The organism is Comamonas kerstersii (genome assembly GCF_002056725.1).
GTDB classification, from domain to species: domain Bacteria; phylum Pseudomonadota; class Gammaproteobacteria; order Burkholderiales; family Burkholderiaceae_C; genus Comamonas; species Comamonas kerstersii.
The window spans coordinates 901,126-919,990 of sequence record NZ_CP020121.1; the positions used below are offsets into that span (position 1 = coordinate 901,126).

Below are 18,865 nucleotides of genomic sequence, written 5' to 3' on the forward strand. Positions count from 1 at the left end.
CTTGAGCTGCGCCACCACGGGGCTGACAGACTTGGGCTGCGCATCAGGCATGTGGTGCCTCCTCATACCAGGTCGAAACCAGACCCAGTGCTGCTACGGCACGCTGCCAGCGGCGCTCCAGCGTGCCATCCACCTGGGCACCTTGGCTTTGCACCAGACAGCCACCCGCAGGCACGCTGGGGTCGGCCAGCCATTCCACCTTGGGGTTGGGCAGGCTCTCGCGCAGATGCGCTTGCAGGCGCTGAAAATCTTCGGGGTGCAGGCGTACCACGGCAGGCTTGCTCTCGGCACCCAGCATGTCCAGCGCCTCGGCCACAACCGGCTGCAGCGCCTGCGGATTGCAGCGCAGCTCCTGACGCACCACCTGGCGCGCAATATCCACAGCCAGCTGCAGCAAGTCCTGCGACATCTGCTGCTGCAGACCCTGCACCGCCTCTGCGGCCGCATGCAGCACTTCGTTCAGGCGCTGCGCTGCCTCACGGCCCACATTGTTCTGATAGTCGGCCATGCGCTGCTGCCACTCATGCGCTGCTTCCTGCTGGCCCTGCTGCAGCCCTTGCTGGTAAGCCTCGGCGCGGGCCTGCTCTGCGGCCTGCTGCACATGCTGCTGCAGTTCTTCCTCGGTAAACATGGGCACCACAGGTGCGGGCACTGCTTCCTGCGCCGGCGCTGCCTGTTCAGCCTCCACCACGGCCTCTGCCTCCGCAGGCTCTGCCACTTCGGGCTGCACAGGTGCTGTCAGGAGAGGGTCCAGCGTCATCTCTGGCATGGCCATAAAGCCCTGCTGTGCACTGCTGCGCACATTGCCAAAGTGCCACTGGCGCACGCTTTGCTGGTCAATTTCTTCGCTGGGGATGAAGCGTGTCATATGTGTTTCACCGTCTTCCTGTCACTGTCCGCATCAGACAAAGCTGTCTTCGGGACCGCCACCCAGCGTGATCTGGTTTTCGTCGGCCAGGCGACGCACCACCTTGAGGATTTCCTTTTGCTGTGCCTCCACTTCGGACAGACGCATGGGGCCACGGGCCTCCAGGTCTTCGCGCAGTGCAGCTGCAGCACGCATGGACATATTGGCCAGAATCTTGTCGCGCACTTCCATGGAGCCCCCCTTGAGCGCGACGATGAGTGTTTCGGAGGCCACCTCGCGCAGCACCAGCTGCAGGGAGCGGTCGTCCAGCTTGACCAGATCGTCGAACACGAACATCTTGTCCATGATCTTCTGCGCCAGATCCGCGTCGTAGTTGCGGATGGTGTCCAGCACGGCCACATCGGCATTGCTGCCCAGCAGGTTGATCATCTCGGCAGCGGTCTTCACACCACCCAGCGATGTCTTGCGAATCTTGTCGCCACCGGCAAGCACTCTGTACAGCACCTCGTTGAGGTCCTTCAGCGCCGAAGGCTGAATACCTTCCAGCGTTGCCACGCGCAGCACCACTTCGCTGCGCAGACGCTCGGGCAGCTGCATCAGCACGGCAGCGGCCTGGTCGTACTCCAGGTGCACCATGATGGCCGCAATGATCTGCGGGTGTTCATTGCGCAGCAGCTCGGCCACGGACACGGGGTCCATCCACTTCAGGCTTTCAATGCCCGAGACATCACCGCCCTGCAAAATGCGATCCAGCAGCAGCGCAGCCTTGTCATCGCCCAGCGCACGGCGCAGCACAGACTTGACGTAATCGCTCGCGTCTTCCACCAGCAGGCTCTGCGCCGCGCAGTCATCGGTAAAGCGCGCAATCACAAAGTCCACTTTTTCTTTGGACACACCACGCATGCGCGCAATGGTCTCACCCAGCTTCTGCACCTCTTTGGGCGAGAGGTGCTTGAAAACTTCCGCTGCCTCCTCCTCACCCAGAGACATCAGCAAAATCGCGGCGTCGTTCAGACCTCGTTCATCCATATGCAACTCTTTGTGTTGTCGGTGTTGTTAAGCACAGCCCAAGGCCATTAATTCGCTTCGCCATTGACCCAGGTCTTGACGATATTGGCCACCGCAATCGGGTTCTGCTTGGCCAGCGCACGCGCCTGCTGCAGACGCAGTTCTTCAGGCGTAGGCTCACCGGGCTTGAGCGGCGCAGCCAGTGCGGGGCGCTCAATCTCATCGGCCGCCAGCAGATCCAGCTGTGCCTGTTCCTTCTTCTTGCGTGCCTTGAGGATGGGGCGCACCACACCCAGCGCCAGAATCAGCGCTGCCAGCACCAGGCCCACGGGCCACATCACAGACTTGGCCAGCGCAATGGTCTCGGGCTGCTGCCACAGTGGCAGATCGGACGCCAGACGGCCCGTGTCCTGCTGGAACTGTGCATTCATCAGGTTGACCGAGTCACCACGCTCGGCGTTGTAGCCAATGGTCTCGCGCACCAGCGCCAGCATCTGTGCCTGCTGCGCCTCCGTCAGCGCCTGTGGCACCACAGTACCTTCAGCCGTTGCTCCGGGCAGATAGTTCACCACCACGGCAGCGGTCATGCGCTTGATGGTGCCGGTGCTGCTGCGTGTGACCTTGATGGTCTTGTCCACCTCGTAATTGGTCACAGACTCACGCTTGCTGCCTGGAATGGTCAGAATATTGCTGTTCTCGGCATTGGCTGCCTGCAGCACGGGAGCCGCACCATTGACAGGCGCTGCAGCCGTTTGCGGTGGCTGGTTGCTGACGGCACCGGGCACGCCTGTAGGGGGCACAGGTTCCTTTTCACCAATGGCTTCCAGCACCTGCTGGCTGCGCACCGCGCTGGGCGCCTGCCCCTGGTTGGGGGCGTGGATTTCCGAGGTCGATTCCGAGCGCGAGAAGTCCAGCTCAGCCGTCACCTGCGCCTTCACATTGCCCTTGCCCACCACGGGCTCCAGAATGTCCAGAATGCGCTGTGTGTACTGCTTTTCCAGCTGCTGCTGGTACATCAGCTGCTGAATGTCTACAGGGCTTTCATCGGGGTTGGGCGCCTGCGACAGCAGCTTGCCGGAGTCATCCAGCACGCTCACGGCCGAAGGCAGCATCTCTGGCACGCTGGAAGCAATCAGGTGCACGATGCCCGCAATCTGCGTGCGGTCCAGCATGCGGCCGGGGTACAGCGTCAGCAGCACCGAAGCCGAAGGCTTTTGCTGCTCACGGAAAAAACCATTCTGGTTAGGCAGGGCCAGGTGCACGCGCGCGTTCTGCACGGCAGACAGGCCCATGATGGAGCGCGTCAGCTCACCCTCCAGTGCGCGCTGATAGTTCACGCGCTCCTGAAACTGGGTGATGCCGAACTTGCTGTTCTCCATGATTTCAAAGCCCGAGACCGCGCCCTTGGGCAGTCCCTGGGTGGCCAGCTTCAGACGCACATCATGGATGCGGTCAGCCGGAATCATGATGGCGCCGCCACCTTCGGTGTACTTGTAAGGCACGTTCATGGACGCCAGCTGGGCCACGATGGCACCACCGTCCTTGTCACTCAGATTGCTGAACAGCACACGGTAATCCGGCTGGCGGCTGAACATCAGCGCGGCCACCAGACCGGCGACAACCAGGGCGCCCACTGCACCAATCATGATGCGTTGATTTCTATCGAGTGCTGCCACCTTCTCGCGCCATGACACCGTAGTGGCGGCGGGAGCGGCGTTTGGTTCAACAGGAATTTCTGCAACTGCGGACATCGTTCTTTCCAAATGGAGGGCTTGAGCCCAACACGGAGCCCAACGTTGCAACGATTATTCAAACTTCCGCCCGCCACGTTCCCCCGATAAGGCACCCGTTTCCCCATTTATTCGCGCAGATGCATCTTTTGCAATTGCCTACGATTGCGGCCATCGATCAATAACGAGTTCAGGAAACCATCATGGACTTTCGCCTTCATAGCGCCACATCTCCGTTGACCACCATGTCCAGCGACATGGCGCAACGCCTGACCAAGCCTGTGCAAAAGGCAGAAGCTGAAGGCCACGGCTTCAGCACTGCGCTGGAGAACGCGCTGCGCTCCGTCAGTGCTGCACAGAATCACTCCTCCCACCTGCAAAAAGAAGTGCAGCTGGAAAACCCATCGGTCAGCCTGGAAGAAACCATGATTGCCATGCAAAAGGCGCAGATTGGCTTTCAGGCCACGCTGCACGTACGCAACCGCCTGGTACAGGCCTATACCGATGTCATGAACATGCAGGTCTGAGCACCTGCTTGTGCCTGCCGCCCGGCACCGGCCAGCGGCATGCCAGAACGCTCACCCTTCAAAAAACCTTTACGGCCGCACCCTCACGGGTTGCGGTCTTTTTTTGCCTCAAAAAACAAAAAACAAAAAACAAAAAACAGAGCACCTTGCGCTTGATATACAAGGTTTTCAAACACAAATCATATTGAAACGTATATTTCGCCAGCGCTAACAGCTATCAATACCAAAGCGCACCACCCAACGGCCATAAAAAAACCCACCTGCCATGACAGCAGATGGGCTTACACCAAACCTTGGAGGGTGTAGCGATTCTTTACGTCTTCAGTGCAGCACGGAAGTGGCGGGCATCTTGCCCATATGTTCGATCTGCGCCAGCCAGGGCTCAGCCAGTACGCGAATCTGTGCGTCATTGCGCAAGATGCTCTGCATGATGCGCGTCTTTTCCTTGCGCTGTTCAGGAGTGAGCTGCACAGCCTGCGACTGCACGCGCAACTCATCGATGAGCAAGGAGCACAGCTTTTCGCACTCCATGACGCCATCCCAGTCCTGCTGCATCGCTGCTGACAACATTTCCGCGCTCTTGGCCTCTATGGCCTTGTAATAGTCCAGCAAGCTATTCTCCTGCATGCCCACCCCCTTACATCGTCTGGTTGGCAGTGGGTCCAATTTCTTTCCAGCCTTGCGCCACTGGCTGCAAAACCTTGATTACTTCCTCAACCAAATGCTCGTCATTGCGAACATTGGCTTTTGTCAATTGGGCCACAGAATAGTCATACAGCAACTTCAGATTAGCGGCCAATTCACCGCCTTTTTCCAAGTCCAGGCCCACCACCAGGCCTTCTTGCAGAATGCGCACCGCCTTGGAGATATGGCGGCCCTTTTCCTCAATATCACCGCGCTGCAGCGCGCCGCGCGCTGCGTTCAGCGACTGGAACAGACCGTCGAACAGCATCTGAATCAGCTGATGCGGCGACGCGCTTTCCACACCGGAATGCGCACTCACCTGACGATATGCATTCGCTGCGCCGTAACCTGAAGAAGAAAACATGTGAACCCCTGAAACTTGTTGCTGTACCTGAGTTCTTTCGGCACTTTCCGCCAGAACTCAAGCAAAAAAAATATCAATCCTTGGACTTATTCCAAGAAGCCACCATCTGCTCCACATAGGAGCTCAGCGAACCCAGCGAAGCCATCTTCACGTCCAGTGCCGAATACTGCTTGCGCAGGCGCGCTTCCACGGTTTCAGCGCGTGTTTCCACCTTCTCTTGCTCTTCACCATTGCGCTTGAGCTCCTTGCTCAAGGAGTCTTCCTTGGTCTTCAAGGCACCCTCCAGATCGAGCAAACCAGAAGTGAAGTTGCGGAAAGCAACGGCAATACCAACACCATCACTCGAAGCATTGCTGGACTTGGTCGCAAACAGCCCCTGCATGGACTCCAGATCATTGAGCGCCGTATTGAGCTTGGAAGCATCAACCACCAGCTCACCAGACACCTTGGCCGTCGTGGGGTTGGCGATGGAAATACCAATGTCCGCCAGCCGCTTGAATGCACCTTGCGCCTGAGACGCTACGTTCTGCGTCAGCATGCGAAATGCGTTCTGCATGCTCACAATGCTGCTGTCGCCCTGGAAGACGCCCGCTGTCTTCGTGTCTTCTGTGTACTTGGTAGATGCCGTCAACAACTCATTGAGGGAGTTGTAGGCATCCACGAACTTCATCACCTTCTCTTTGATGGCGGCTGTGTCATTGGTCACATTCAGCAACGAAGTACCTGTACCCGTCACCGTGATGTTCACACCCGTCAACGCTGAATTGAAGTTATTGGTGCTGGACTCCAACACCACACCATTGAGCGTCAGCCGCGCATTCTTGGCCTGCTGTGCCATGGCAAAACCTGTGGCACCGGGCGCTCCTTCTGCAGCATCAGGGGCATAGCTGCCCAGCCAATCATCGGCAATCGGGGTGGCGGCATCGGGGTTAGCGGTAATGTCCAGCTTGAACTGTCCATCCAAACCTGTGTTCTTGGCCGTCAACACCAGCTGCTGCTTGCCATCAGAACCTTGAATGACCGATGCGGCCACACCAAAGTTGCCGTTGTTGATCTTTTGCGCAACCTCGGTCAATGTTTCGCTGCCGGACAGCTCCACCTCGTGTGTGGTTTGGGTCAGATTGCCTACGGTGAACTTGAATGTACCAGCGCCCAATTTATCCGTAGCGCCCAGCTTGGCTGACACCATGGTCTGGCTTTGCGCCAGCTGCGTCACATTCATGTTGTAGGAACCCACCGCCGCTGAACCGCTGATGGTTGCACTCACACTGCTGCCAGAGGTGGATGCTTTCGCCGTCTTCCAGGTACCTTCCAGCGTCAGGTCAAACAAGGCAGCATGCAAGTCAGACACCATGGACTTGATCTGCCCCTGGACAGAAATCTTGGCATCAATGAACTCTGCCTTGGCTTCCAAGGTCTTGATAGGGCGTCGCTCCAGCTCCACCATCTGCATGACGAGGCTCTCCACATCCAGACCACTGCCGATACCCACTGAAGAGATTGCCATCTTGAACTCCTTGAAGACCTGATTGCCGCAGACAAGCACATCCACGGATTGAGACTGGCATATTGTCCGGGGTTTGCAGCCCAGGCAAAAGCCTGAATAAAAAGGTGTGCACCGCACAGAAGTTGCGACTCACCTGCCAGCCCCCTGCCTGTTTATCGGCGCAACGTGCCACAACTTAAGCCAAAAACGGTGCCAGCCCTGCCGAGCTGACACCGTTTTATCTTCTTGTCTTACTGCACCCGGCTTTCGCGGATAGCAGCCGCTGACCAGCTTATTGCAGCAGGCTCAGCACTTGCTGGGGCAGCTGGTTGGCCTGGGCCACCATGGCTGTGCCTGCCTGCTGCAGAATCTGCGTGCGGCTCAGGCTGGCCGTTTCTGCCGCAAAGTCGGCATCCACAATGCGGCCACGCGCTGCAGAAATGTTTTCGTTCATGATGTCGATGTTCTCAATCGACTTTTCAAAGCGGGTCTGCAGAGCACCCAGCTCAGCACGAGAGCTATTGATCTGGTCAATAGCGCTATCTACTTTCTTCAAAGCCAGCCAAGCATCTTGTTGCGTTGAAACTTTCAGCGTGGCAATACCTTTTTCAGCAGTCTGTGTAGTGTAGGTAGCAGCTGCACCCAATCCGCCTCCAGTAATGGTTGCATCCGCACCAGTCTTCAACTCGTTGCGCAGGTCAATATCAACACCGTTCTCTGCGACAAATGCTGTTACGCCGGTATCAGCGGTTTTAGAGTTAATGGCAGCCACCACTTGACCCAGACGTTCTTTGGCACTTCCAGCCGCAGGAATCTCGATATCGACCCCACCAACAGCCAATGTAAAAGCATCTGTACCATCAAGTTCTAATGTGGCAGTTGCATAAGTCACAGTGCTAAGGTCGGCAGATGTCGCATTCACCAAACTACCCACCGTAATGTTGTCACCAGCTGCGGAGCCCACCTGAAACACAGCACCTGCAAAAGAGCCATTGAGCAGCTTGGTGCCGTTAAATTCCGAAGTCTTGGCCACGCGGTCAATTTCGGAAATCAGCTGAGACACTTCGGCCTGCAGGGCTTCACGGTCGGTCTTGCTGTTGGTGGCGTTGGAAGCCTGCACAGCCAATTCACGCATGCGTTGCAGCATGTCGCCCACCTTGCCCAGTGCGCCTTCAGCAGTCTGCGCCAGAGAGATACCGTCGTTGGCATTACGCGCTGCCACGGTCAGGCCGCGGGATTGGGCATTCATGCGTTCAGCAATGGCCAGACCGGCTGCATCATCCTTGGCGCTGTTCACACGCAGGCCCGAAGACAGGCGCTGCATCGCAGTGCCCAGCTGGCTGCCAGACAGGCTCAGATGCGCTGCGCATTGATGGAAACAACATTGGTGTTGATGGTCATGGCCATGGCCATGGCCATGGCGAATGCTCCTAATACCGTAATGCTCGAAAGTTTGCGTTTGCTAAGCGGGGCGGTGCTTCTGCTACTTTCCGCGGCCTTGCTATTGCAAAACCCGGCTCGCCCTCTGTGCCTGTTTTTTCGGCCGCTCCGCGCAGAACTTAAGGGCAAAAAACGCACTGTTACAAACAAAAAGACCAAGCCCCGGAGAGCCTGGTCATCAAAGCAAACTTTCAAAAACTTGCTGCGCTTGCGCAGCGCAGCAAGCCGTACTTAGCGCAGCAGGCTCAGTACATTCTGTGGCAGCTGGTTGGCCTGTGCCACCATCGCAGTGCCAGCTTGCTGCAGGATTTGCGAACGGCTCAGATTGGCAGTTTCGGCGGCAAAGTCCGCATCCACAATACGGCCGCGGGCAGCAGAAATGTTTTCGTTCATGATGTCGATATTCTCAATCGACTTTTCAAAACGAGTTTGCAGGGCGCCCAGAGCTCCGCGGCTTGTGTTCACCTCATCCAACGCGCCATCGATCACAACCATAGCTTTCCATGCACCAGCTTGACTGCTGATGTCCAAAGCGGACAAGTTGCTTGCTCCTGTACCTCCTTTTTCGAACGTACTCACGACAAACTTGCCGTTATCTTTCTCAACAACATAGCTCGTGATGCCTGTCCCGGCACTGTTGTCATTGGCCGTACCAATCGTTTTAGCAGCCGCCTCATAGGTATCGAACTCAGTACCCCCGGTAGTCTCTGTAAACTTGGCACTACTACCGAGCACAGCTGCAGTGGTATTAGCAATGCCGCCGACAGTGATGTTGTCACCGGCCTTAGCTCCTACCTGAAAAACAGCACCCGCAAAATCGCCATTCAGCAGCTTGGTTCCATTGAATTCAGAAGTCTTTGCAACACGGTCAATTTCAGCCGTCAACTGCTTGACCTCAGCTTGCATGGCTTCACGGTCGGTGGTGCTATTGGTCGCATTCGCCGACTGCACCGCCAGTTCACGCATGCGCTGCAGCATATCGCCCACCTTGCTCAAAGCACCTTCAGCGGTCTGCGCCAGCGAAATGCCATCATTGGCATTGCGTGCGGCCACAGCCAGGCCGCTGGACTGCGCCTTCATGCGCTCAGAGATCGCCAGGCCAGCCGCATCGTCCTTGGCGCTGTTCACGCGCAGGCCCGAAGACAGGCGCTGCATGGAAGTAGCCAGCGAACTGCCAGACAGGCTCAGATTGCGCTGAGAGTTGATCGATACAACATTGGTATTAATGGTCATTGCCATTTTTTATTCCCCTTCAAAACCTTGAAAGCAATGACAGCGCGAGCAAGTCACTTCAGATGACTGCGTTTCCTGCCGCGCTGTCTGCATGACTTAGCGCAGCAGGCTCAGCACATTCTGTGGCAGCTGGTTGGCCTGGGCCACCATGGCGGTACCCGCCTGCTGCAGGATTTGCGAACGGCTCAGATTGGCAGTTTCGGCGGCAAAGTCCGCATCCACAATACGGCCACGGGCAGCAGAGATGTTTTCGTTCATGATGTCGATGTTCTCAATCGACTTTTCAAAACGGGTTTGCAGGGCACCCAGTGCACCGCGTGCGGTATTCACTTCATTCAACGCTTTATCGATTTGTTGCACAGCCTTCCATGCACCCACTTGGGTAGACACATTCATGCTGGACAACGCGTCTGAATTTGCACTTAGGTTTACATCACCTGCATCAAAACCCGTGGAAGTCGCTGCACCTCCTGTAATTACTACCTTCGCCGGAGCAGTTCCATCTGCCTTGGCAACGCTGTTCAGAGTGAACTTGGTTGCATCTTGTGGATCAACGTAGGCAGTAACGCCTGTCTCAGCTGTTTTTGCATTGATCAACGCTACCATCTGGCCCACACGTTCTTTAGCTGAGCCTGCTGCAGCAACAGAGCCCAAATCCACTGCAGCTGCATTGACACCGTCAACCTGAATTTTTAAGCCTGTAACTTCAGTATCGAATGCACTGATGGCACCCGAGCTGACCGAGCCAGTTGCAGCCTTGCCAATGGACTCGCTCTTCATACTGGCAATGCTGCCAACCGTGATGTTGTCACCAGCCTTTGCACCCACCTGAAAAACCGCGCCGGCAAAGTCACCATTGAGCAGCTTGGTTCCATTGAACTCACTGGTCTTGGCCACACGGTCAATTTCAGACACCAGTTGCTTAACTTCCGCCTGCATCGCTTCGCGATCTGTTTTGCTGTTGGTCGCGTTAGACGCTTGGACAGCCAATTCACGAGCACGCTGCAGCATATCGCCGACCTTGCTCATAGCACCTTCAGCGGTCTGTGCCAGCGAGATGCCATCGTTGGCATTGCGTGCAGCCACGGCCAGCCCGCTGGATTGCGCTTTCATGCGCTCAGAAATAGCCAAACCTGCCGCGTCGTCCTTGGCGCTGTTTACACGCAGGCCCGAAGACAGGCGTTGCATGGAAGTGGCCAGGGAGCTACCCGACAGGCTTAAGTTACGTTGCGAGTTGATCGATACAACGTTGGTGTTAATGGTCATTGCCATTTTGTTTCCCCTTCAAAAAACCGAGATGAAGGTGCGCTGTCTCTGTGGCGCACCATGGCAAAGACCATGGTGCTGTGCAAGCACGCGAGATTCACGCACTTCATATTTCAGAGCAGCTAGCGCTTGATAAATAAGGTTTTGTGATTTATTTATTTACGAAACACTTATCTATTCAGCGCAAGCTGCTCTCTTTTTTATTGCAGCAGACTCAGCACACCTTGCGACAGCTGGTTGGCCTGCGCCACCATGGCGGTGCCTGCCTGTTGCAGAATCTGGGTGCGGCTCAGGCTGGCAGTTTCAGCAGCAAAGTCAGCATCCACAATGCGACCACGCGCTGCAGAGATGTTTTCGTTCATGATGTCGATGTTCTCAATCGACTTTTCAAAGCGGGTTTGCAGAGCCCCCAAAGCCGCACGTGAAGAGTTGATGTCATCAATAGATTCATCAATCACTTTGATAGCTTTCCAAGCACCAGCCTGCGTCTCAATATTGATACTTTCAACTGAAACAGATTGCTTATCGTCATCCACTGTCAGCGCGATCGAGTCGTACGTTCCAGCATCTTTAGCCAGCACTGTCACCTCATAAGTAGCAGCCCCATCCGTTTGCTTCATATAAGCAGCAGCACCTGTGGTCGCCGACTCTTTATTGATGTTCTCTACGTGTGCTTTTGCAGCATCCAGTGTCAAGCCAGGAACCGTTTTTTCGAGCACTACAGCTGCACTCCCCAATTGGTCAACAGTAGCGTCAGTGATAGAGCCCACAGTAATATTGTCACCAGCCGCAGAACCCACCTGGAACACAGCACCTGCGAACGAGCCATTGAGCAACTTGGTGCCGTTAAATTCCGATGTCTTGGCCACACGGTCAATTTCGGAAATCAGCTGAGACACTTCGGCCTGCAGCGCTTCACGGTCAGTCTTGCTGTTGGTGGCGTTGGCAGACTGCACAGCCAGTTCACGCATGCGCTGCAGCATGTCGCCCACCTTGCCCAGTGCGCCTTCAGCAGTCTGGGCCAGCGAGATACCGTCATTGGCATTGCGTGCCGCCACGGCCAGGCCACGCGACTGGGCATTCATGCGTTCAGCAATGGCAAGGCCCGCTGCATCATCCTTGGCGCTGTTCACACGCAGGCCCGAAGACAGGCGCTGCATGGCGGTACCCAGCTGACTGCCAGACAGGCTCAGGTTGCGCTGGGCATTGATGGAAACAACGTTGGTGTTGATGGTCATGGCCATGATGTGGTGTCCTTACTTGCTGGGTACGCTGAAAGTTTGTTTGCAATGCCAGATCTTTGTGGTGAGCTGCCTGCGCCGTCTTTGCGGCATTGGAGTGCGGCTCCTGATCTGTACACCCATTACTTCGGCCACGCATGCCACTTCTTTAGAAGAAATTTCACGATTTCTCGCAGGCCACCAGCAATTTGCTGGCCCCACCCCATTAAGTCTTTGAATACAAAGAAAAAGCCCCGCAAAGCGGGGCTTCAAGAACATGGGCATAGCCCGGCATATTGGTATCTATCCATCAGCGCAGCAGGCTCAGCACCCCTTGCGGCAGCTGATTGGCCTGCGCCACCATGACCGTGCCAGCCTGCTGCAGGATCTGGGTGCGGCTCAGGCTGGCGGTTTCAGCAACGGCAAGAAGTACACCTCTTAAGGGCTCTACATGACAAACGGCAAGCCATGACTGCGGAAGCAGCAAGAAAGCCGGTTTTTGCGCCTTTATTCAGTGCAATAGAAAGCAAGCAACCATAGAAGAATTACCCCATCGCTAGCGTTGCCTGTCGCACATCCATGCCCATGGTCTATGTGAGCGATCCAAGCAACTCGCTTTTTCTGAAGGAAGCACAGCAATGGCCGCAACTATCAATACGAATATCGCCTCCATCAACGCCCAGCGCAATCTGGCGTTGTCGGGGCAGTCTTTGAACACCACCATGCAGCGCCTGTCTTCGGGCCTGCGCGTCAACAGCGCCAAGGACGATGCCGCCGGTCTGGCCATCGCCGAGCGCATGAACACCCAGGTCAAGGGCCTGACCGTGGCAGCACGCAATGCGAACGACGGTATCTCGCTGGCACAGACGGCCGAAGGCGCACTGGGCAAGGTGGGCGATATGCTGCAGCGCATGCGTGAGCTGGCTGTGCAGTCTTCCAATGCCACCAACAGCGACAGCGACCGCGTGGCACTGCAAGCGGAAGTGAAGCAACTGGCTGCTGAAATTGACCGCGTGGCCAAGCAAACCAATTTCAACGGACAGAAGATTCTGGATGGTTCGTTTGCGGGCGCGGTGTTCCAAGTGGGTGCCAACTCTGGCGATAACGTGACGCTGGGTGCTCTGGCGGATACGCGTTCAAGCCAGATTTCGACTATTAGCTACGCCCAAAATACAGTAACGTTCACTACAACCGATACACCTATACGTGCAATTGCCGAATTTGACCAGGCTATTGCTCTAAACCACCTGTCTATTACGGTTGGGACTGGAGCAGATGCTTTCGAAGTCCCGCTGGAGGGCATTCCCGCAGCCAACTCCAGCTTAGAGCGCCTAGGTCAAGTTTTAACTGCGATCAATAACAAAACGGCGGATACAGGTGTAACCGCTTATATGACCCGCAAAGATGGAACAAATGAGTACAGCATTGAGTTCATGTCTGAGCGACTGGATGGCGACGGCAAACCGGCAGACATTAAGTTCAATAATTTCACCGGTGCATCAACAGGGATTGGAGGCACAATCGCTACCGATGCACCTCCAGCCTCCTACCTCACCGCGCTTGATACTGCATCCGATGCATCGCCATTTAATGCCAACGACTTTGACAAGATCTTGGCAAAAGTAGTCGAGTCCAATCCCGCATTGTTGAAACACACAGGCATTGGCACCACCTACACGACATATACAGGAAACAAAACACAAGCTGCAGCGCAAGCCCTTGAAACAGCTCTTGCGACAGCTGCTGATGCCTATAAAAACACAAACCTAGCCAGCGCCAAAACCGCTTACGACAATGTCATGGCGAACCCCAACGCGCTCTTAGCAGATAAAACAAATGCAGCACTTGCCTATCAAACTGCTATCAATACTTTCACAGGGAGCAGTTTATCTGGCACGTATGACACCACCGCGAACTTTGATGCCCAGATACCAGATTTAGAGAGTGCAGCAAATGCCATCACTCATCCCAGCGATCTCAACATCACTGCACTTGACCACATTCTTGACGCACGTGGTATTGAAGACATCGACGTGACCACCCAAGAAGGCGCCTGGATTGCACTGAAGAAAATTGACAGCGCCATCGACCAAGTCAACGGCGCCCGTGCCACCCTTGGTGCCATGCAGACCCGCTTTGAAAACGCCGTGAACAATATTGACATTCAGGTGGAAAACCTGTCTGCCGCACGCGGCCGTATTGTGGATGCGGACTTTGCCGTGGAAACCGCCAACCTGAGCCGCACCCAAATCCTGCAGCAGGCAGGTACGGCCATGGTGGCCCAGGCCAACCAGATTCCACAGAACGTGCTGCAGCTGCTGCAAGGCTAAGCACACACCGACCTGAGTTTGCCCTTCAGAATCTGCCACCAGCTGCCGATAAGGTGTCTGGTGGCTTTTTTCATGGCGGCTGCACAGGCGCTTGCGGTACAGCAAGCCTGCTCGCTAAGCCCGAAACAAGGCGGTTTTTCTTGCGCCATTTCTGGGCTTGCCCGGTTCTGGCTCTGACACAATTTCCTCATGCTTGTCCTAATTGGTTACATCATCGCCTTCGGTTGCGTCTTTGGCGTGTATGCCCTGCACGGCGGAAACATGGCTGTGCTTGCCAAGGCCCTGCCGTTTGAGCTGGCCACCATTGGCGGCGCGGCGATCGGCGCCTTCATCGTGAGCAACCAGCCCAAGGTGCTCAAGGCCACCATGGCGGCCATTCCTGCAGCCATCAAGGGTTCCAAATACACCAAGGCACGCTTTATGAGCCTGCTGGCCCTGCTGTACGACCTGCTGCAAAAAGCCCGCAAGGAAGGGCTGATGGCCATTGAAATGGATGTGGAAGAGCCGCAGAACTCCGAAATTTTCCAGAAGTACCCCGATCTGCTGGCCGATCAGCATGTGGTGGAGTTCATGACGGACTATCTGCGCATGATGGTCTCGGGCAATCTGAACTCGCACGAGATCGAGTCGCTGATGGACAACGAAATTGAAGCCCACCACGGCGAAGGTCACCGCGTGGTAGTGGCACTGCAGCGCCTGGCCGGCGCACTGCCTGCCTTCGGTATTGTGGCCGCCGTGCTGGGTGTGGTGAACACCATGGGCTCGGTGGGGCAGCCGCCTTCCGTGCTGGGCGGCATGATTGCCTCGGCACTGGTCGGTACCTTCCTGGGTATCTTGCTGGCCTATGCGCTGGTGGAGCCGCTGGCTGGCCTGATTGAGCAGCGCCACCAGGACGGTGCCAAGGAATTTGAATGCATCAAGTGCACCCTGATTGCCAGCATGCAGGGCTACAACCCACCCACCGCCATTGAATTTGGCCGCAAGGTGCTGTTCTCGACCGAGCGCCCAGGCTTTCTGGAGCTGGAAGAGCACGTCAAGAGGAAATAAGCCATGCCGCCCCCAACCCCACCCGGTGGCGCAGCCGCAGGTGCAGCCAACGAAAAGAAGCTGCAGCCCATCATCATCAAGCGCGCCAAGAAAGGTGACCATGGTCACCATGGCGGCGCGTGGAAGATTGCCTATGCCGACTTCATGACGGCGATGATGGCGTTCTTTCTGCTGATGTGGCTGCTGGGCTCCAGCTCCAAGGGCGAGCTGCAGGGCATTGCCGCCTACTTCAACTCGCCGCTGAAGGTGGCCATGACCGGGGGCGATGGCTCAGGCAACAGCTCCAACATCATTCCCGGTGGCGGCTCGGATCTGTCCAAGATTTACGGCCAGGTCAAGAGCGCAGACGCCGAGCAGAGCGAAACCAACCGCCAGAATATGCGCGAGCAGCGCGCCAGGCAGGATGCGCAGCGCATCAAGGCCTTGCGCGCCAAGATTGACGCCATGGTGGCCAGCAACAGCACGCTGAACGAGTACAAGTCGCAAATCCGCATGGATGTGACGGCTGACGGGCTGCAGATCCAGATCGTGGATGAGCAGAACCGCCCCATGTTCGACATTGGCAGTGCGATGGTGAAGCCGTACATGCGTGACATCCTGCGTGAAATTGGCTCGGCGCTGGGTGGCGTGGAAAACCGCATCAGCCTGGCTGGCCACACGGACGCTGCGCCCTATGGCACAGGCGAGCGGGGCTACAGCAACTGGGAACTGTCAGCAGACCGTGCCAATGCCTCGCGCCGCGAGCTGGTGGCAGCGGGCATGCCCAACGACAAGCTGGCCCGCGTGGTGGGGCTGGCCGATACCGATTTGCTCATTGCCGAAGATCCCCGTGCGCCGCAGAACCGGCGCATCACGATCACGGTGCTGACACAGGAAGCCGAAGAGCGCTTGCTTGGCAAGCGAGCCCCCTCTTCCCAACAGGAGCACAAATTGCCGAAGGAAACACTGGAAAATCCCCTTCCAGCATCACAAACTCCGTGACAATTTGTGAATTAGGACGGCGTTGGTGTTATACATCGACGTCATTCAGAGAATTAGTTTGACCGAAAGGGTCCCCCGTGGCTAACAATGCCCTTCGTTTTTTAATCGTTGACGATTTCTCCACCATGCGCCGCATCGTGCGCAACTTGTTGAAGGAAAGCGGTTTCACTGAAGCGGATGAAGCCGAAGACGGCGTTGCCGCCCTGCACAAGCTGCGCAACAGCAAGTTCGACTTTGTGGTGACAGACATCAACATGCCGAACATGAACGGCTTTCAGCTGCTCACCGAGATCAAGTCCGACGACAAGCTCAAGCACCTGCCCGTGCTGATGGTGACCGCGGAAGCGCGCAAGGAAGACATCGTGGCTGCCGCTCAGGGCGGCGCTGCGGGTTATATCGTCAAGCCCTTTACCAAGGCTACCCTGGAGGAAAAGGTCAACCTGATCTTGAAGAAGGTTGGCTTGAGTTAATCCCATGGACCAAGCAACGCCTCAGAGCACTGCATCCACCCAGGGCATTGGCCAGGGTGATGTGCACAACAAAATCGGCTTGCTCACCCGGCAGCTGCATGACGCCCTGCGCGAGCTGGGCTATGCAGACCGTCTGCGTGATGCCACCGAAGAGTTGCCAGATGCGCAGAACCGACTCTCTTATATTGCGCGCTTGACTGGTGAAGCTGCTGAGAAAGTTTTGACCCTGGTCGATGACGCCAAGGGCCGGCAGACCGACATCGTGGCGCAGACCAAGAAGATGCGCCAGGCGATGATTGCCGACCCGGTGGCAGCCGTGGCCAAGGGCCACATCATGAATTACCTGGAAGACATGGAAAAGTCCACGGAGATCGTGGACAACCAGCTGACAGAGATCATGATGGCCCAGGACTTTCACGATCTGACGGGCCAGGTCATCGCCAAGGTCGTGCATCTGGCCTCCAACCTGGAGCAGCAACTGGTGGAGCTGCTGCTGCTGACCGCACCACAGCTGGCACAAGGAGAGGTGCAGCTGGACCAGGGCGAAGTCAGCGCTGCAGCAGCCATGGCCACCGGCTCTGCCGTGCAGACGGAGCAAGTGGACGACCTGTGGGCTGCGGCTCTGGCCGAGTCCGGCAGTGCACCTGCTGCGGCCCCTGCCGAAGAAAGCAAGCCTGCAGCGCCAGCACACCCCAAGCTGTCCGGCCCCGTGGTCGACCCCAATGCGCAGGATGTGGTGACTTCGCAGTCGCAGGTGGACGAGCTGCTCGCCAGCCTGGGCTTTTAAGCACCATTCACAAAAAAGAGAGCTGGCAGCGCTTGATTTTTAAGCATTTCAGACTGATTTCTATCTGAAAGCCTTGAAAACAGAGCGCAAGCAGCTCTCTTTTTACAAGCATTCCAAGCCTGTCTAACAGATTGCGGCAGCCGCAGCCGCAGCGCTGGGACCTGATAAGCGCCCCCTGTTGCGCGCTTTTCCAGCTTTAGCAATTCCGTGGCTTGCGGACAATGGCATGAGACCAGTCCCTCATGCCGCCATGGAATCGAGCCAAGAAAAATCCCTACCAGCTTCCGAAAGAAAGCTGCAGAAAACCCGCAAGGACGGGCAGACGTCGCGCTCGCGCGACCTCGGCCATCTGGCGGTGCTGGGTGGTGGCTCGCTGATGGTGATTCTGGGTGGCCCCACCTTCATGCAGTACCTGCGCATTGCGACCAGCAATCAGCTGGCATTTGATGCCAGCACCGTGCTCTCGCCCCTGTCCATGCAGGAGCGCCTGGTCGACATGGCCATCGTGGGCGTGATGGGCTGCGTGATTTTTGCGCTGGCTATCAACACCATCTCCATCATTACCACCTTGCTCTCGGGCGGCTGGATCTACAGTCTCAAGCCCATCATGCCGCAGTTCAATCGCATCAACCCGATCTCTGGCCTGGGCAATGTGTTCTCCAAACAGCAGATGGTGACCGCGCTCAAGAACGTGGCGCTGATGCTGATTCTGGCCGCCGTGGGCTGGTTTCATATCCAGTCCGGCATGCTGCACCTGTCCACCCTGCCTGCACTGGGCGGCCCTGCTGCGCTGGCTGACATGGGCAACTGGATTGTCCAGGGCATGATCATGCTGCTGATCGTGGTCTTTGCCACCGCCTTGATTGATGTGCCGCTGCAGCGCTTTCTGTTCCTGCAGCGCCTGCGCATGAGCCACCAGGAAGTCAAGCAGGAACACAAGGAATCCGAAGGCAGCCCTGAACTCAAGGGCAAGATTCGCCAGAAGCAGCGCGAGATTGCCCAGCGCGCCAGCATTACTGCCGTGCCCAAGGCGGACTTTGTGGTCACCAACCCTACGCACTACGCCGTGGCCCTGCGCTATGACGATGCCACCATGGCAGCCCCTCAGGTGGTGGCCATGGGCGCTGACCTGATTGCGCTGAAGATTCGTGAAGTGGCCAAGGCCCACCAGATTCCGGTGCTGGAGTCTCCCATGCTGGCGCGTGCCTTGTACGCCCATGCCGAGATTGACCAGCCCATTCCATCCACGCTGTATACCGCTGTGGCCCAGGTCCTGGCCTATGTCTATCGCCTCAAGGCAGCCATCAGCGGCCAGGGCCCTGCACCGGGCGAGCTGGTGCAGCCCCATGTCCCCCCGGAGCTGGACCCCCACTCCAAGCGCGCGGCTGGCACCAAGTGATTACGTGAAAGAAAGCACTGCACCA

Annotated in this window: 17 protein-coding genes and 1 pseudogene; 7 read left to right on the top strand and 11 right to left on the bottom strand. The window is 56.9% G+C overall.

The window, feature by feature from the left end; all coding sequences use genetic code 11:
• Window positions 1–43: 43 nt before the first annotated feature.
• From B5M06_RS04230 to fliF, 3 genes are read right to left on the bottom strand one after another with little or no spacing between them, the layout of a single operon-like run.
• The gene (locus B5M06_RS04230) at window positions 44–868 is read right to left on the bottom strand and encodes a FliH/SctL family protein (protein WP_054065974.1); all 825 of its coding nucleotides are present in this window, start codon (window positions 866–868) and stop codon (window positions 44–46) included.
• Window positions 869–901: 33 nt separating this feature from the next.
• Window positions 902–1,897, bottom strand: a complete 996-nt coding sequence (fliG, locus tag B5M06_RS04235) for a flagellar motor switch protein FliG (protein WP_054065975.1) — start codon at window positions 1,895–1,897, stop codon at window positions 902–904.
• Between the two features lie 47 nt (window positions 1,898–1,944).
• Entirely contained in the window at window positions 1,945–3,627 is a 1,683-nt protein-coding gene (gene fliF / locus B5M06_RS04240) for a flagellar basal-body MS-ring/collar protein FliF (RefSeq protein WP_054065976.1), read from the bottom strand.
• Window positions 3,628–3,809: 182 nt separating this feature from the next.
• Here fliF and fliE point away from each other — a divergent pair, with 182 nt between their 5' ends.
• Window positions 3,810–4,133, top strand: coding sequence for a flagellar hook-basal body complex protein FliE (gene fliE, locus B5M06_RS04245; RefSeq protein WP_054065977.1), 324 nt, complete (start codon window positions 3,810–3,812; stop codon window positions 4,131–4,133).
• Between the two features lie 321 nt (window positions 4,134–4,454).
• Here fliE and B5M06_RS04250 read toward each other — a convergent pair whose 3' ends face one another.
• The 8 genes and pseudogenes from B5M06_RS04250 to B5M06_RS17685 form a co-directional block, all read right to left on the bottom strand.
• Complete coding sequence (locus tag B5M06_RS04250; RefSeq protein WP_054066020.1) at window positions 4,455–4,760, bottom strand: flagellar protein FliT; 306 nt, start codon at window positions 4,758–4,760, stop codon at window positions 4,455–4,457.
• Window positions 4,761–4,770: 10 nt separating this feature from the next.
• Window positions 4,771–5,181: a flagellar export chaperone FliS gene (fliS, locus tag B5M06_RS04255; protein WP_054065978.1), complete on the bottom strand. Its 411-nt coding sequence runs from the start codon at window positions 5,179–5,181 to the stop codon at window positions 4,771–4,773.
• Window positions 5,182–5,254: 73 nt separating this feature from the next.
• Window positions 5,255–6,688, bottom strand: coding sequence for a flagellar filament capping protein FliD (gene fliD, locus B5M06_RS04260; protein WP_162777391.1), 1,434 nt, complete (start codon window positions 6,686–6,688; stop codon window positions 5,255–5,257).
• A 271-nt stretch (window positions 6,689–6,959) separates the two neighbouring features.
• Window positions 6,960–7,991, bottom strand: a complete 1,032-nt coding sequence (locus B5M06_RS04265; RefSeq protein WP_338028320.1) for a flagellin N-terminal helical domain-containing protein — start codon at window positions 7,989–7,991, stop codon at window positions 6,960–6,962.
• 347 nt (window positions 7,992–8,338) lie between these two features.
• On the bottom strand, window positions 8,339–9,346 hold the full coding sequence (locus B5M06_RS04270; protein WP_054065980.1) for a flagellin N-terminal helical domain-containing protein: 1,008 nt from the start codon (window positions 9,344–9,346) through the stop codon (window positions 8,339–8,341).
• 90 nt (window positions 9,347–9,436) lie between these two features.
• Window positions 9,437–10,612, bottom strand: coding sequence for a flagellin (locus B5M06_RS04275; RefSeq protein WP_054065981.1), 1,176 nt, complete (start codon window positions 10,610–10,612; stop codon window positions 9,437–9,439).
• Between the two features lie 194 nt (window positions 10,613–10,806).
• Window positions 10,807–11,850, bottom strand: a complete 1,044-nt coding sequence (locus B5M06_RS04280) for a flagellin N-terminal helical domain-containing protein (protein ID WP_054065982.1) — start codon at window positions 11,848–11,850, stop codon at window positions 10,807–10,809.
• 286 nt (window positions 11,851–12,136) lie between these two features.
• Window positions 12,137–12,244 (bottom strand): annotated as a pseudogene (locus tag B5M06_RS17685) (flagellin); the annotation flags it as partial.
• A gap of 220 nt (window positions 12,245–12,464) precedes the next feature.
• Here B5M06_RS17685 and B5M06_RS17355 point away from each other — a divergent pair.
• From B5M06_RS17355 to B5M06_RS04320, 6 genes are all read left to right on the top strand, one after another.
• Entirely contained in the window at window positions 12,465–14,156 is a 1,692-nt protein-coding gene (locus B5M06_RS17355; RefSeq protein ID WP_054065983.1) for a flagellin N-terminal helical domain-containing protein, read from the top strand.
• A gap of 189 nt (window positions 14,157–14,345) precedes the next feature.
• A complete protein-coding gene (motA, locus tag B5M06_RS04300) occupies window positions 14,346–15,203 on the top strand; it encodes a flagellar motor stator protein MotA (protein WP_054065984.1) in 858 nt (285 codons plus the stop codon).
• A gap of 3 nt (window positions 15,204–15,206) precedes the next feature.
• A complete protein-coding gene (gene motB, locus B5M06_RS04305; RefSeq protein WP_077344576.1) occupies window positions 15,207–16,184 on the top strand; it encodes a flagellar motor protein MotB in 978 nt (325 codons plus the stop codon).
• 77 nt (window positions 16,185–16,261) lie between these two features.
• Window positions 16,262–16,654: a chemotaxis response regulator CheY gene (gene cheY / locus B5M06_RS04310; RefSeq protein WP_275886664.1), complete on the top strand. Its 393-nt coding sequence runs from the start codon at window positions 16,262–16,264 to the stop codon at window positions 16,652–16,654.
• Window positions 16,655–16,658: 4 nt separating this feature from the next.
• Window positions 16,659–17,441, top strand: coding sequence for a protein phosphatase CheZ (locus tag B5M06_RS04315; RefSeq protein ID WP_054065986.1), 783 nt, complete (start codon window positions 16,659–16,661; stop codon window positions 17,439–17,441).
• 250 nt (window positions 17,442–17,691) lie between these two features.
• Complete coding sequence (locus B5M06_RS04320; RefSeq protein WP_054065987.1) at window positions 17,692–18,840, top strand: EscU/YscU/HrcU family type III secretion system export apparatus switch protein; 1,149 nt, start codon at window positions 17,692–17,694, stop codon at window positions 18,838–18,840.
• The last annotated feature ends 25 nt before the right edge of the window (window positions 18,841–18,865 follow it).